Here is a 12,692-nt window from a genome sequence, read left to right as displayed (position 1 = left end):
AATAAGGCAACTCATGCTATTAACTACGTTCATCAATCAATTTTTCAAGAAATTCTGAGAAGGAAGAGGCATATTCATAGATCATGTCATTCATTAAGTCATAGCACATAACAGGAAATTCGCTGAGTTCATCTTTAGACGATCGATCAAAGAAGTACAATTCGTCAGCGTCTGGAACAAATAAATCTAATCTATTCGGATATTGTTTACACCAATCTTCATCAGCCAAGTTAAGACGATGGATATAGAGAATATCGTGATCATTGATGTCTCTGTATGCTGGGTGACCGATCGAGAGAATAGATCCACCATTCAGCTGCCCATTACCATAATTTTTTAACCACCAGCGATAGGATGGTGGTAAGTTGAATCCTAACTCTGCTTCAACTTCTACTATCCAATCATCTTCAGCACCGTGTCCAGGAAACCATTTAATCGCAGTAGTGCTTGCGAATTTTTCTGCTAATCTAGCATACATGCCAACTACCTCCAGTCTATATTTAAATATTACTCAATTAAGAATTCAAAGTGCAAACTACATATGAGTACCTTCTTTCAATCAACTGCATACTATAGCGTTATCATGCATGAGAGGATTGAGATAAATGTATCACCCTTATTACGGTAATTATCAATCGTATAATTACGGTTATCAACCTGTTTATTGGGCCTATCCAAATCAGGTAGAACGAACGCCAAGAAGTAATATCCAGAATGATTTTGGACCAGGACCATTCGTTGTCGACATTGAAGAGGCTACAAAGCGCAATAAAAATTATCGTACAGCACTGTGGACAGGGTCAAACTTACAAGTAACGGTGATGAGTCTCAATGTTGGGGAAGATATTGGCTTAGAAGTACACCCTCACGTCGACCAATTCATTTGTATTGAGGAGGGGCATGGATTAACTCAAATGGGGCCAACTAGAGATTATTTAAACTATCAGAGACATGTCACAGAAGATACGGCTATCATGGTGCCTGCAGGAACATGGCATAATGTTACGAACACAGGGGATAAACCACTAAAGCTTTACACGATTTATGCGCCACCAAACCATCCATTTGGGACTGTTCATGTGACAAAGGCTGACGCTATGGCTGAAGAAGCGGGCTATGGACAGCATGAATAATAGATCCTAAAAGAAAGCATGTTTTCATACAAAAACATGCTTTCTTAGTGTTGAAAAACAAAACAGTCAATTGAAAGGTAGAAATGGATTTCCGTTACAGGCTACTTGCTTTCCTGTGGGCGAGCGCCGAATCGCTTACTCCGCTACCGCTCCGCAGGGTTTCGCCTGTCTCGCTATCCCACGGGAGTCAAGTAGCCTTCTACTTCAACCCACTAACTTTTTAGCAAAGGTTTTCAAATAAAGTGAAGGTGCTCACTACTCTTTATGAAGAGGTGTTGTCACGCATCACTTCTCCACACTGAAAATAAGAGCTTATCCCCTCTAAGAATACAGATAATAGGCGATTTGATTATGAAAAAAAGTAAAGACACTTTGCAGAATGGTTGATTGGAGTGGAGCCAGCGTCACAGAGGAGCCCTGGAGCGAACGTAAGTGAGTGAAGCGGCTCCTCGGACGCCCCCTGGAAAGGACGCTGGCGGAACGGAAATCAACCCCTCACCTTGCAAAGTTGCTTTTTCTGCCGTTGACATCATCTTTTTTCTTTAATTATGGTAGAATGTGTTTTAATTGCAGATAGTAAAGGTCCTGAATGAAGGGTGATGAATGATGAAGTATTCAAAAGCAACAAACTATGCTTTACATACAATGGTGTTTTTAACACGCAATCCTAAAGGGAAATCAATGAGTGTCGAGTCTTTAGCAGAAATACAAAAATTATCTCCAACCTATCTATCGAAAATATTAACAAAGCTAGTGAAGGCAGGTTTAATTGAGTCGAATCCAGGTGTTAACGGTGGTTACCGCATTTCTAAGCGCCCCCAAGAAATTTCGTTTTTAGAGGTGATTTATGCGATTGAAGGACAAACCTCATTATTTAGTTGTTCCTCTGATCACGAAGATTCCTTCCATCATCAAGGCTGTCTCATTGAGCAAGTGATGGTAGATGCTGAGAATAATATGAAAGAAGAGCTTAGTAAGAAATTTATAATAGATATAGCTAATAAAATCGATTTAAAAGGATAGCATGTTGAATTGTGAATCGGAACTAGGGTTTCTCCCCTAGCTCCTTATTATTTTAATTGCATAAGAGCACCAAAATATTGCTGTGCTGTCGTGAAGCAAATAAATGCTAGTAGCTCGCTAATCTCGGCTTCTGTTAAATAATCCTTTAATACAGCCGTGACATTGGGGGCGGTGTGTCCCTTAGCAGCTAAGAATGCTTCTGCAAAACCTGTGCATACTGCCGTTTTCTCATCATAGTTCTGGGGATCAGGCTTGCCTTTTGCCTGACAATACTGACAGCCATTTTTTTGAGCTAAAGTTTTTCGAACCTCTTCTTTTAATGAAGCGGATAGATGCCCGTCTTTTTCTAGTACGTCTCCTAACTGCTGCCAGTGCAGCTGAATTGCCTTGTTGTAGCCTAATAATTGTTGAAAGGGTGTTAAGCCCTTGTCATATAATTGAATAAGTGTCATCAATCATTCCTCCTTCTATTAATTAGTGTAAAATGTTCATAACGAAGTTAACATATCAATTCGAAGGGAAATATGATTGTTTTCCTTCAAAAAGAAGGGGTATTTGCAAAATGGATTTCATTAACGAAATGATACTTAAAGAATTAAAAGAAGATAGTCGAATTTCTATGAGCGAGCTAGGGAGAAGGGTTCACTTATCTGCACCAGCAGTTCGCGAAAGAATACGGCAATTAGAGGAACAGAACGTCATTAAGAGGTATACATTGGATATTAATAAAAATGCATTGGGTTATCCAATTGACGCTATTGTAGAAGCGACAATCAAAAATAACCGCTATGCAGACTTTAAAGAACATCTGAAGGTTTATACAAATATAGACTTCTGTTATCGCATTTCAGGTGAGTCATGTTTTTTATTAAAGGGGCATTTTCAATCTTTTCCTGATGTAGAGCAGTTTATTGATGCATTACAGCCATATGCGCATACAAAAACTAACTTTATTTTTTCAGATATATGTGAGGACATATAAAGGAAGGAGATAGTTATGGAAATCAAATTATTTAAAGAAGAAATTGATGATTTAGTTCATTTATTAACGCAAAATAAATGGTTGTATCACACCAATCCATACATAAAAGAAGAGGCTGTTCGCACCGCATATGCAGAGGGATATTATCAGAACAATCGTGAAACACATTGGATACTTGAAGATGGAGAAAAAGTTGGCGTGATCTTTATTCATGATATAGACGATACGATCCCTCTTTTTGATCTGCGCTTAGATGCAAATGTTCGAGGCAAAGGATACGGTGTCAAAGCACTTCATTGGCTACAAGAATATCTGTTTGGCGAAAGAGGGAAGATTCGCATTGAAGGCTATACAAGAGTTGATAATATCAGAATGCGAAAATGCTTTAGTAAAGCTGGCTTTGTGAAGGAAGGGTATTTAAGAAATGCTTGGGAAAATGAAGATGGTACCGTGACAGATAGTATTGTCTATGGTGCCATTAAAGATGATTGGGTAGTAGGAAAATCAACGCCAATAAAAATGGATGAAGTCCCATTTTAAAGTGTTTGAGAGGAATTTTAGCATGGAAAAAGACGTATTAAATGCTTTAAGAAAATTATGGTCCATTCAATCGAGTTCTAAATGATGTGTGGACAACCCTGCAAAAGGACAATGTAGCGTCACTTCATTAGTTGTGCAGGATATTCTTGGCGGAGAAAATTAGAAAGACATTTCTCGAGGAGGGCTGGCACTTTTCTAATGTCATGAATGGAGAAAGAAAGGATTTCTCCATATCGAATCGACTACCAAGACATTGAATCAAATAGAGTAGAGGCTTTTCAAGATACCGATGATAGTCAATATCGTTATTTAACATCACATGTTTATAAGCTTTTAGGGAAGGCAGAGAATTAATTTTCTCTGCCTTTTTAAATTTAAAAACAAAGTTGTTGACGTTTATAAAAATATCGTGTTATTATTATCTCGAATTCAAGATATATAAATTCAAGATAAATGAATTCGAACCTTTAGCTTCGTCAGGAGGTATAATAATGGGGTTTTTTAATAAATTTTTTAGCTCAAAAAAAGAGGAGGAACAAACAATGGCAGAATTAAATATCGGTATTATTATTGGATCAACTCGTGAGGGTCGTGTAAGTCCTCAAGTAGCACAATGGGTAAAGGAAATCGCAGATCAACGCGGTGACGCAAACTATACAGTGATTGATATTGCTGATTATAAATTGCCATTATTAGGTGAGCCAGGGCAGGATGCTTCGGGCGCACAAGCTTGGTCAGAAATTATTGCTAAACAAGATGGTTTTGTGTTCATCGTACAAGAATACAACCACTCCATTACAGGGGCATTAAAAAATGCACTAGACTATTTACGTGTTGAATGGAATAACAAAGCTGCAGGAATCGTTTCTTATGGCTCTGTAGGTGGTGCTCGTGCAGCGGAACATCTACGTGGGATTATGGGAGAGCTTTTAATCGCAGACGTACGTGTTCACCCAGCCTTATCTTTATTCACAGATTTTGAGAATGGAACAGACTTTAAACCAAAAGATGTTCAAACGGATTCAGTGAATCAAATGTTAGATCAATTAATCCCATGGTCTAAGGCGTTATATACAATTCGCTAAGATTTACAGATTGAGGTAGATATTAATTGGGCACAGTATAGGTGAGAAAAATAGTCATGAAAGGGCTTGTTAACATGAAGAAACATACAGCAGGTATTCACCATATCACAGCGATCGTAGGACATCCACAAGAGAATATTGATTTTTATGCAGGCGTATTAGGCTTACGTTTAGTAAAGCAAACAGTAAACTTCGATGATCCTGGCACATATCATTTATATTTCGGTGACAAAGGTGGGAAACCAGGAACAATCATTACTTTCTTCCCTTGGGCTAATGCTTATCAAGGACGTATTGGTGATGGTCAGGTTGGCGTTACAACGTATGTTGTACCAGAAGGGGCACTGCCATTTTGGGTTAATCGCTTAGCGAAATTCTCGGTTCCTTTCCAAAAAGCTGAACGTTTTGGTGAGCAAGTCATTCAATTCGATGATCCACATGGTTTGCATATTGAACTCGTGGCACGTGCGGAAGGCGAGTTCAACGAATGGACATTTGGTGAAGTGACACCAGAGGTTGCTATTAAAGGTTTTGGTGGGGCTACACTATACTCAAGTCATCCAGAAGAAACTGCAAAAGTTTTAACAGAGATAATGGGTCTTGAAAAAGTAGCGACAGAAGGTGACTATACGCGTTTTACATCTAGTGCAGAAATCGGCAATACAGTGGATTTAAAAACGATTGCAGGTCAACGTGGTCAAATGGGTGTAGGAACGGTTCACCATATTGCGTGGAGAGCTCAAGACAATACAGATCATTTAGAATGGCAAGAGTATGTGATGAATCAAGGACAACATGTAACGGAAGTAAAGGATCGTCATTATTTTAATGCAATTTATTTCCGTGAACCTGGCGAAATTTTATTTGAAATCGCTACAGATCCTCCTGGATTTGCTCATGACGAGACACCAGAGACTATGGGTAGCCAATTAATGTTGCCACCTCAGTACGAGCAGCATCGTGAACAACTAGAAAGAACATTAATCCCGATTAAAGTGCGTGAGCTTGAATAAGCAGGCTTGCGGGATCAAACTAAGCTAAAGTTGGCGGGATTTTTGAGGTAGAACGTCCACAATAGATTTACAATTAATGCGAAAATGTTGATAGCTAACATTTTCGCATTTTTTATCTTTTTAGAAGCCGAAGTGCTAATCAAAAATTGAGTGCGCGTGCCATGGCATCTAAATAGTTCTGAATAGCCTGCTGACTTACTTTTGCTTCAGGCACAAAGACCTCAAAACAATGGTAACTGCCAGGGTAGAGGTGGAATTCAACATCGACTCCTGCCTGTGCAAGGCGTGTTACATAATCAATGGTTTCATCACGAAATAAATCAAGTTGGCCGATACATATATAGGTTGGTGGTAATCCTGCTAAGTTTTCAGCCCTTGCAGGGACCGCATACGGAGAAAGGGCATTGATGTCCTTTTCTTCTCCTAAGTACAAACGCCAAGCAGTCAAATTATTTGTTCTACACCATGTTGCATGATCATCAATAATCTCATAGCTGGAAGGTGTTACATTTCGGTTATCAAGCATCGGATACAGTGGCATCTGGAATATAATTGATGGTCCTCCTTTATCACGAACCATTAATGCAAGTGCTGCTGTTAATCCTCCACCACCGCTTGCACCAGCAATTGCCACCCGTTTGACATCGATACCAAGTGATTGGTCCTCATTAGTCATCCAAACTAATCCAGCATAACAATCTTCAATAGCCGCTGGGTAGGGATGTTCAGGCGCTAGTCGGTAATCGATGGATACGACAACGCAGTTAGCTGTCTCAACAAAACGTTCACATAAAACATCATCCATATCAGGGTGTCCCATGACAAAGCCGCCTCCGTGAATCCAAAGCATAGCTGGAAGTTTATCCTGTTTCCGTTTAGCTGGTTCATAGATTTTAACCAGCATTTCGTTCCCGTCACCTCTAGGAATCATACGGTTGGTCGTAATTACATGTTCTGATTTTTTCGAAGGTGGATTGGACAAGAGACTTCGACTCCAAGTTAAATCCTCCTCCAATCGAAAGCCAGGAAATTCTGAGTAAGCCTGCCTTAATTCTGGTAAGACTCGGTTAATAATGGTCATATAAATTCCTCCTGTTGAATAATAAAATCTTAAAGAAATGGCTTCCCTTCTAGAGCCATTTCAGCTTCCCATTTGGCGACTTCCTCACGTACACGAGGAGCAACTTCTGTTCCAAGTAGTTCTATAGCTTGCATGACTTGATCATGTGGCATGGTACTTAAAGGCACGTATAGCATAAACCGTGTAATTCCTACATGTTTACGAAGATGAATAATTTTTTCAGCAACTGTATTTGGATCACCAACATATAATGCTCCTTCAAAGCTTCTTGCAGCATCATAACTAGAACGGTCATAATAAGGCCAGCCTCTTTCCTTGCCTAATTTATTCATACCAGCCATTGTTGATGGGAAAAATGTGTTTGCTGCCCATTCCGTATTCGGACCAACAAAACCTATTGAATGAGAACCTATTTGAAGTTTTGATAAATCATGACCTGCATGAAGCGCTGCCTTTTTATATAACTGTACAATCGGTGCAAATTGCATTGGGCTGCCCCCAATAATTGCTAGCATAAGGGGTAATCCTAAAAGGCCAGCACGCATAGCAGATTGTTGATTTCCTCCACTAGCCACCCAGATTGGGAGAGACTCTTGAACCGGTCTAGGATACACACCTAAATGTTTGATTGCTGGTCGATGTCTACCTTCCCAAACTACTTTCTCAGACTGACGAATTTTGAGTAGTAAGTCTAAATGTTCCTCAAATAATTCATCATAATCATGTAAATCGTAGCCAAATAAGGGGAAGGATTCGATAAAGGAACCACGACCTGCCATGATCTCTGCACGTCCATTTGATAGTCCATCCAATGTGGCAAAATCCTGAAAGACACGTACAGGATCAGCCGAAGAAAGGACAGTTACTGCACTTGTGAGTCGAATGTTTTTCGTTTGCGAAGCAGCGGCAGATAGTACCATTGCGGGAGAGGATGCGGCATAATCTTCTCGATGATGCTCGCCTATGCCAAAGACATCCAATCCTACTTGATCTGCAAGAATGATTTCTTCTACAACTTCACGTAAACGCTGTGCATGACTAATTACTTCACCACTGTGAACGTCTGGTTTTGTTTCTACGAAAGAAGTAATTCCTATTTCCATTTGTTATCTCTCCGAATCAATTGAATTTGTAAATCGTTTTGTAGTTGCCCAAAAAAGAAGAGCAATTGTACTAATCGAGGCGCCAAGTAAGCAAACTCCTCCCCAACCAAAATGCGCATATATTTGAGTTGAAGCGATTGAACCGCTAGCACTGCCAATCGAATAGAACACCATATAGCCTGCGGTCAGTCGACTTCGTGCTTCTGTACGCAATGGGAGAATCATCGTCTGATTGGTGACATGTACCGCCTGCACTGCCAAGTCAAGCAACACAATCCCAATAATTAATGCCAAGAACGACTTTTCTAAATAATTGATAAATATCCAGGAGATAGGTAAAAGCGTTAAAGCAATACCTGTCGTTCTTTGACCATAGCCTTGGTCAGCAAATTTCCCCGCCTGTGCGGCAGCTAATGCACCAGCCACTCCAACAAGACCAAAAGCGCCAATTACAGTGTGTGATAGAGCTAATGGTGGTGCACTAAGTGGCAGCACCAGTGACGTCCATAAAATACTGAAGTCGGCAAAAATTAGCATAGCTAGAATGGAGCGGATACGTAATGTTCGTTCTTGAATAAACAGCGTGAACACGGATTGAATTAGCTTAAGATAGGATAGTGATTTTACTTCACGCTCGCCCCTTGGTAACACTTTTATAAACATCCCAACCATTAGAAGCATTAGAGCAGCGGAGACTAGATAGACAGAGCGCCACCCTGCAAGGTCTGTTACTAACCCAGCAAAGGTACGAGCAAGTAGTATGCCAATGACAATGCCACTTGTAACAATGCCTACGACACGACCTCGTTCTGTAGAGGAAGCCATAGTTGCAGCGAACGCCACAAGGGTTTGAGTCACGACTGCAAGTAGACCAACTAAGGCCATACCCACGAATAGCACTACAACATAGGAGGCAGTACCGACTATAAACAAAGCCACGGTGGATAATAGCATTTGTCCAATAATCAAGCGTCGTTGGTTTAGTAAATCTCCAAGTGGTACTAGAAGTAGTAAGCTTAGACCATAAAAAATTTGCGTGATAGTAATAATCAAACCAATAATCGATTGATCAATAGCAAAATCATTAGATAATTCATCTAGCAACGGCTGAGCAAAATAAATATTGGCGACAGACATTCCGCAGGCTGTAGCGAATAATAATGTTACAGCTCGGGGCATAGAAGACGGTTGATTTATATTAAGTGCATCATTTGCTTTGTCCACACGGTAACCTCCCTTCCTAATTGAATTGTAATTATAACATACCGTTCGGTACAAAATAATTATTGGTAAATATATCTTAACTATATTTGTTTTGTCAAGATTTATTTGGGATTTATTTTTTGTTTAAATCGATTGATGAAATGAAATTGACAATAAAAAGAGCCACATATAAAATAATTACATACTGTTTGGTATTGTAAAATATAGTGATTAACTTACTATTTCTTTCTAATGGGGGTGTATCAATAATGGCAAGAACTCGTGAATTTGATGAGGCAAAAGTGTTAGAGGCAGCAATGCAGTTATTTTGGGAGAAGGGATATGAAGCAACTTCTTTAAGTGATCTTACAGCTAGAATGGGGATTCAGCGTCCTAGTATTTATTCAACCTTTGGTGATAAAAAGGAGCTATTTGAAGCGGCACTTCGTAGATATACGACATCACGGGCGTCCGAAATACGCACTAAACTTCAAAGTTATACCTCAGTAAAACAGGCATTTTCTATATTTTTTGAAGAAGTAATTACTGCTGAATATACGAAAGATCTTAGTAATGGCTGCTTTTGTATCAATACAATGGTTGAATTAGCGCCACATGACGAGAAGTTCGAAATCTTGACGAGAGAGCATCAACTCTATCTATCAGTAATTTTTCAGGAGACAATTGAACGAGGAATTCAATCAGGAGAGTTAGAGGAAGACACGGATGCAAAATCTTTAGCACAGGCATTAATTGTTGCGTTAATAGGTTTAACAGTTATGCTGAAATCCCATCCACAACGTTTATTTGTTGATAATGCCATTGCAACGACGCTGACATTGCTTAAATAATAAGGTTATGCCCCTTTAGCAGTGCTAAAGGGGTATTAAAAAATACGCAAGAAATGCACAAATTTATTTTATAAACATAGGATGATATTATAATTCCTTACAAGCCCATGCATCAATCTCAACCTTTAAAGCAGGCGTAGCGAGTGCAACGACATACATTAATGTTGTGCATGGAAGATGTTCCCCGAAAAAGTCACTGATCATTTCCTTTCGTTGATTAGCATCCATATCTCCCACTAAATAAAATACGAGCTTTGTGATATCTTGAACCTCCATATCGGCACTATCTAGATTTTTTTTAATATTTTCTAGTGCCACCTTCAATTGAGCTGTTGCATCTTCAGGTATAGTTCCATCTGGCAACATGCCGATTTGTCCAGATAATGTTAACCATCTCTGTGGGTCAGTCACTTCAATTTGATGAACATAAGGAGCAACGGGTGGATGAATGTTCTGAGGGTTTCTCGCAATTTTCATAGAATCAGTCCTTGTCTCTGTTTAATTTATATCTTTAATCAAAATAGCATAAAGTAACAGTTGATAAAAGTTCTATACAAATACCATTATAAAAGAACATACAAATTGGATATGCGGGTTTAAAGGGTTATAATAGATTTATAGAATTTAGGCTAATACGCTGGTAAAGCTTTCACAAAGGATAAAAGTATCGACTTTTTAATTTGACAAGACATACAATTCACTTCACCCCCGCCTAAGGTTTTATACAGACACTTCTAAAAGAAACATAAATTTCGTCTTATTTTGAAGGTAGATGGCTATACTCATTAAATGAGAGGGAAATTTTTACATAAGAATGATGCGTATTGTTATAAATCAATTTTATAGTGTAGCCCTAGGTAGCAGAGGCAGCGAGGCCGTTTTGTAGAAGGAGTGAATAAATGAATAATTTCTTTCGGAGTAATGGATTTAAGCGTTTTATTATTCTAGTTGGGATTGCTCTTGCATTATATTTAATGCGTAGTATGATCAATCTAATTTTACTTACGTTTATTATTACTTATTTGATGAACCAGCTTACTACGAAGACTACGAAAAGCATAAGAAAATATACGCCGATGAATGAAAAAGCTGTGACGGTAACGTTATACCTTTTACTTGTTGCGGGTATTGTAGCAGTCATTTACAAATATTTACCGATTGTGACCCAGCAAATCACGCAGCTTTTCGACCTCATTGCAAGCTTTAATCTCGATCCAGATGACAATGAGATTGCGAGATACTTAGCACCAACTTTTGAGAAAATAGAGCTGGGGAAATATTTAGAGCAAGGTGTGGATTTAACTCTTAAAAATATTACGAATATTGGTAAAATCATTATGCAAATTTTGATTTCTCTAATATTAAGTTTATTCATCTTGTTAGAAAAGAATCGTATTATTGAATTTACAGCCAAGTTTAAGGATAGTAAAATTGGTGCGCTTTACGATGAACTTCATTATTTCTCAAGAATATTCATCCGCTCATTTGGAAAAGTAATTGAGGCACAATTTATTATTGCTGCAGTCAACTGTGTGTTATCAGTAATTGCCCTTTCTATTATGGGCTTCCCACATCTGATTGCCCTTGGGATTATGCTCTTTATTTTAGGCTTAGTTCCAGTCGCAGGAGTTATCATCTCATTAATACCATTAAGTATTATCGCATATAGCATTGGTGGCTTGATGTACATCGTCTATATTTTAGTTATTGTCATGGTTTTACATGCCATTGAAGCTTACTTCTTAAATCCAAAGCTTATGTCTGCCAAAACAGATTTACCGATTTTCTATACGTTTATGGTCATTCTCTTTTCTGAGCATTTCCTTGGTGTATGGGGACTAATCATAGGTATTCCACTATTTATGTTCCTGCTTGATATTCTAGGTGTAACCTCCTCGGAAGACCCTGCGAAGAAATCGGTAAAGGTACACACTGAAAAACAAATGGAATAGTTCCAAACAAAGGAATCATCTACATATATGATGATTCCTTATTTAATGCACAAGAGGTGTTTATATTGATAAAAGGTCAACAGGTCTATTTAAGAGAAATACGTGAAGATGATAGTGATAGTATTATAAGATGCTTTCAAAATGAAGAAATCATGTATATGACAGGAACACGGAATATTTTAACAAAGGAACAAATCAAAGAGGCGATCAAACGCTTTAAAGCAGATTCTTCTCGCTATGATTTTGCTATTTGTTTAGTTGATAATGATCAGGTAATTGGTGATTTGGCGATTATGGAGGTTGATTTAGATAATAAAAAGGCAGTGTTCCGTATAGCTTTACATAATATAGAGAATTGTGGCAGAGGTATGGGTTCAGAAGCAGTTAGGCTTGCTCAAAGATTTACATTTGAGGAGCTAAATCTGAATCGCTTAGAATTACAGGTATATTCACACAATAGTAGAGCAATTAAATCCTATGAAAAGGTCGGCTTTAAAAAAGAAGGTGTTTTGAGGCAGGCCTTGTTTATGAATAATACATTTTCTGATGAAATCATTATGAGTCTGTTGCGTGATGAGTATATGAAAATTCAAAAGTAGAAATTTAACCAGCACAGATTTTTGTGTTGGTTTTTTTTCTGAACACAAGTATAATTGGTAAAAATTTCTGTGTGTGAAGGACAGAAATAGTGTTGAAACTTTCATAGCTGTATTTTTAGTTAAAATG

15 protein-coding genes and 1 pseudogene are annotated in these 12,692 nt (G+C 38.4%); 10 read left to right on the top strand and 6 right to left on the bottom strand.

Annotated features, from left to right (window positions below; translation table 11 throughout):
* Nucleotides 1–19: 19 nt before the first annotated feature.
* Nucleotides 20–478 carry an SMI1/KNR4 family protein gene (locus JTI58_RS07225; RefSeq protein WP_205446075.1) on the bottom strand — a complete coding sequence of 153 codons (459 nt, stop codon included), beginning with the start codon at nucleotides 476–478 and terminating at the stop codon, nucleotides 20–22.
* A gap of 127 nt (nucleotides 479–605) precedes the next feature.
* Here JTI58_RS07225 and JTI58_RS07220 point away from each other — a divergent pair, with 127 nt between their 5' ends.
* Both JTI58_RS07220 and JTI58_RS07215 read left to right on the top strand, forming a co-directional pair.
* Entirely contained in the window at nucleotides 606–1,133 is a 528-nt protein-coding gene (locus JTI58_RS07220; RefSeq protein WP_205446074.1) for a cupin domain-containing protein, read from the top strand.
* A 603-nt stretch (nucleotides 1,134–1,736) separates the two neighbouring features.
* The gene (locus JTI58_RS07215; RefSeq protein ID WP_205446073.1) at nucleotides 1,737–2,156 is read left to right on the top strand and encodes an Rrf2 family transcriptional regulator; all 420 of its coding nucleotides are present in this window, start codon (nucleotides 1,737–1,739) and stop codon (nucleotides 2,154–2,156) included.
* Nucleotides 2,157–2,203: 47 nt separating this feature from the next.
* Here JTI58_RS07215 and JTI58_RS07210 read toward each other — a convergent pair whose 3' ends face one another.
* On the bottom strand, nucleotides 2,204–2,608 hold the full coding sequence (locus JTI58_RS07210; RefSeq protein WP_205446072.1) for a carboxymuconolactone decarboxylase family protein: 405 nt from the start codon (nucleotides 2,606–2,608) through the stop codon (nucleotides 2,204–2,206).
* A 110-nt stretch (nucleotides 2,609–2,718) separates the two neighbouring features.
* Between JTI58_RS07210 and JTI58_RS07205 the strand changes: the two genes are divergently transcribed.
* The 5 genes and pseudogenes from JTI58_RS07205 (at nucleotide 2,719) to JTI58_RS07190 (ending at nucleotide 5,776) form a co-directional block, all read left to right on the top strand.
* Nucleotides 2,719–3,138, top strand: coding sequence for an Lrp/AsnC family transcriptional regulator (locus JTI58_RS07205; protein ID WP_205446071.1), 420 nt, complete (start codon nucleotides 2,719–2,721; stop codon nucleotides 3,136–3,138).
* 15 nt (nucleotides 3,139–3,153) lie between these two features.
* Nucleotides 3,154–3,678 (top strand): GNAT family N-acetyltransferase, encoded by a 525-nt coding sequence (locus JTI58_RS07200; RefSeq protein ID WP_205446070.1) that lies wholly within the window; start codon nucleotides 3,154–3,156, stop codon nucleotides 3,676–3,678.
* A 22-nt stretch (nucleotides 3,679–3,700) separates the two neighbouring features.
* Nucleotides 3,701–4,032: pseudogene (locus JTI58_RS24825) on the top strand (YunG family protein).
* A gap of 137 nt (nucleotides 4,033–4,169) precedes the next feature.
* Nucleotides 4,170–4,763, top strand: coding sequence for an NADPH-dependent FMN reductase (locus JTI58_RS07195; RefSeq protein ID WP_205446069.1), 594 nt, complete (start codon nucleotides 4,170–4,172; stop codon nucleotides 4,761–4,763).
* 74 nt (nucleotides 4,764–4,837) lie between these two features.
* Nucleotides 4,838–5,776: a ring-cleaving dioxygenase gene (locus JTI58_RS07190; RefSeq protein WP_205446068.1), complete on the top strand. Its 939-nt coding sequence runs from the start codon at nucleotides 4,838–4,840 to the stop codon at nucleotides 5,774–5,776.
* A 139-nt stretch (nucleotides 5,777–5,915) separates the two neighbouring features.
* Here the strand turns inward: JTI58_RS07190 and JTI58_RS07185 are convergent, their stop codons facing one another.
* The 3 genes from JTI58_RS07185 to JTI58_RS07175 are packed head-to-tail and all read right to left on the bottom strand — an operon-like array spanning nucleotide 5,916 to nucleotide 9,139.
* Nucleotides 5,916–6,857 carry an alpha/beta hydrolase gene (locus JTI58_RS07185; protein ID WP_205446067.1) on the bottom strand — a complete coding sequence of 314 codons (942 nt, stop codon included), beginning with the start codon at nucleotides 6,855–6,857 and terminating at the stop codon, nucleotides 5,916–5,918.
* Between the two features lie 29 nt (nucleotides 6,858–6,886).
* Nucleotides 6,887–7,960, bottom strand: coding sequence for an LLM class flavin-dependent oxidoreductase (locus JTI58_RS07180; protein ID WP_205446066.1), 1,074 nt, complete (start codon nucleotides 7,958–7,960; stop codon nucleotides 6,887–6,889).
* A gap of 3 nt (nucleotides 7,961–7,963) precedes the next feature.
* Nucleotides 7,964–9,139, bottom strand: a complete 1,176-nt coding sequence (locus JTI58_RS07175; RefSeq protein ID WP_205447178.1) for an MFS transporter — start codon at nucleotides 9,137–9,139, stop codon at nucleotides 7,964–7,966.
* Between the two features lie 293 nt (nucleotides 9,140–9,432).
* Here JTI58_RS07175 and JTI58_RS07170 point away from each other — a divergent pair, with 293 nt between their 5' ends.
* Nucleotides 9,433–10,014 carry a TetR/AcrR family transcriptional regulator gene (locus tag JTI58_RS07170; protein WP_205446065.1) on the top strand — a complete coding sequence of 194 codons (582 nt, stop codon included), beginning with the start codon at nucleotides 9,433–9,435 and terminating at the stop codon, nucleotides 10,012–10,014.
* A gap of 87 nt (nucleotides 10,015–10,101) precedes the next feature.
* Here the strand turns inward: JTI58_RS07170 and JTI58_RS07165 are convergent, their stop codons facing one another.
* Nucleotides 10,102–10,491, bottom strand: coding sequence for a RidA family protein (locus JTI58_RS07165; protein WP_205446064.1), 390 nt, complete (start codon nucleotides 10,489–10,491; stop codon nucleotides 10,102–10,104).
* 422 nt (nucleotides 10,492–10,913) lie between these two features.
* On the opposite strand from JTI58_RS07165, the gene JTI58_RS07160 reads away from it, so the two are divergent.
* Both JTI58_RS07160 and JTI58_RS07155 read left to right on the top strand, forming a co-directional pair.
* The gene (locus JTI58_RS07160; RefSeq protein WP_205446063.1) at nucleotides 10,914–11,966 is read left to right on the top strand and encodes an AI-2E family transporter; all 1,053 of its coding nucleotides are present in this window, start codon (nucleotides 10,914–10,916) and stop codon (nucleotides 11,964–11,966) included.
* Nucleotides 11,967–12,031: 65 nt separating this feature from the next.
* On the top strand, nucleotides 12,032–12,565 hold the full coding sequence (locus tag JTI58_RS07155) for a GNAT family N-acetyltransferase (RefSeq protein WP_048394011.1): 534 nt from the start codon (nucleotides 12,032–12,034) through the stop codon (nucleotides 12,563–12,565).
* Nucleotides 12,566–12,692 lie beyond the last annotated feature (127 nt).

It is taken from the genome of Lysinibacillus fusiformis (assembly GCF_016925635.1).
GTDB classification, from domain to species: Bacteria; Bacillota; Bacilli; order Bacillales_A; family Planococcaceae; genus Lysinibacillus; species Lysinibacillus fusiformis_F.
The sequence above is the reverse complement of the archived record's forward strand: the minus strand, read 5'-3'. Positions and strand labels throughout refer to the sequence as shown.

Excerpts from the sequence above, each read along its gene's own strand:
- JTI58_RS07225 (WP_205446075.1), bottom strand. The coding sequence starts at position 478 with ATGTATGCTAGATTAGCAGAAAAATTCGCAAGCACTACTGCGATTAAA.
- JTI58_RS07220 (WP_205446074.1), top strand. The coding sequence starts at position 606 with ATGTATCACCCTTATTACGGTAATTATCAATCGTATAATTACGGTTAT.
- JTI58_RS07215 (WP_205446073.1), top strand. The coding sequence starts at position 1,737 with ATGATGAAGTATTCAAAAGCAACAAACTATGCTTTACATACAATGGTG.
- JTI58_RS07210 (WP_205446072.1), bottom strand. The coding sequence starts at position 2,608 with ATGACACTTATTCAATTATATGACAAGGGCTTAACACCCTTTCAACAA.
- JTI58_RS07205 (WP_205446071.1), top strand. The coding sequence starts at position 2,719 with ATGGATTTCATTAACGAAATGATACTTAAAGAATTAAAAGAAGATAGT.
- JTI58_RS07200 (WP_205446070.1), top strand. The coding sequence starts at position 3,154 with ATGGAAATCAAATTATTTAAAGAAGAAATTGATGATTTAGTTCATTTA.
- JTI58_RS07195 (WP_205446069.1), top strand. The coding sequence starts at position 4,170 with ATGGGGTTTTTTAATAAATTTTTTAGCTCAAAAAAAGAGGAGGAACAA.
- JTI58_RS07190 (WP_205446068.1), top strand. The coding sequence starts at position 4,838 with ATGAAGAAACATACAGCAGGTATTCACCATATCACAGCGATCGTAGGA.
- JTI58_RS07185 (WP_205446067.1), bottom strand. The coding sequence starts at position 6,857 with ATGACCATTATTAACCGAGTCTTACCAGAATTAAGGCAGGCTTACTCA.
- JTI58_RS07180 (WP_205446066.1), bottom strand. The coding sequence starts at position 7,960 with ATGGAAATAGGAATTACTTCTTTCGTAGAAACAAAACCAGACGTTCAC.
- JTI58_RS07175 (WP_205447178.1), bottom strand. The coding sequence starts at position 9,139 with ATGCCCCGAGCTGTAACATTATTATTCGCTACAGCCTGCGGAATGTCT.
- JTI58_RS07170 (WP_205446065.1), top strand. The coding sequence starts at position 9,433 with ATGGCAAGAACTCGTGAATTTGATGAGGCAAAAGTGTTAGAGGCAGCA.
- JTI58_RS07165 (WP_205446064.1), bottom strand. The coding sequence starts at position 10,491 with ATGAAAATTGCGAGAAACCCTCAGAACATTCATCCACCCGTTGCTCCT.
- JTI58_RS07160 (WP_205446063.1), top strand. The coding sequence starts at position 10,914 with ATGAATAATTTCTTTCGGAGTAATGGATTTAAGCGTTTTATTATTCTA.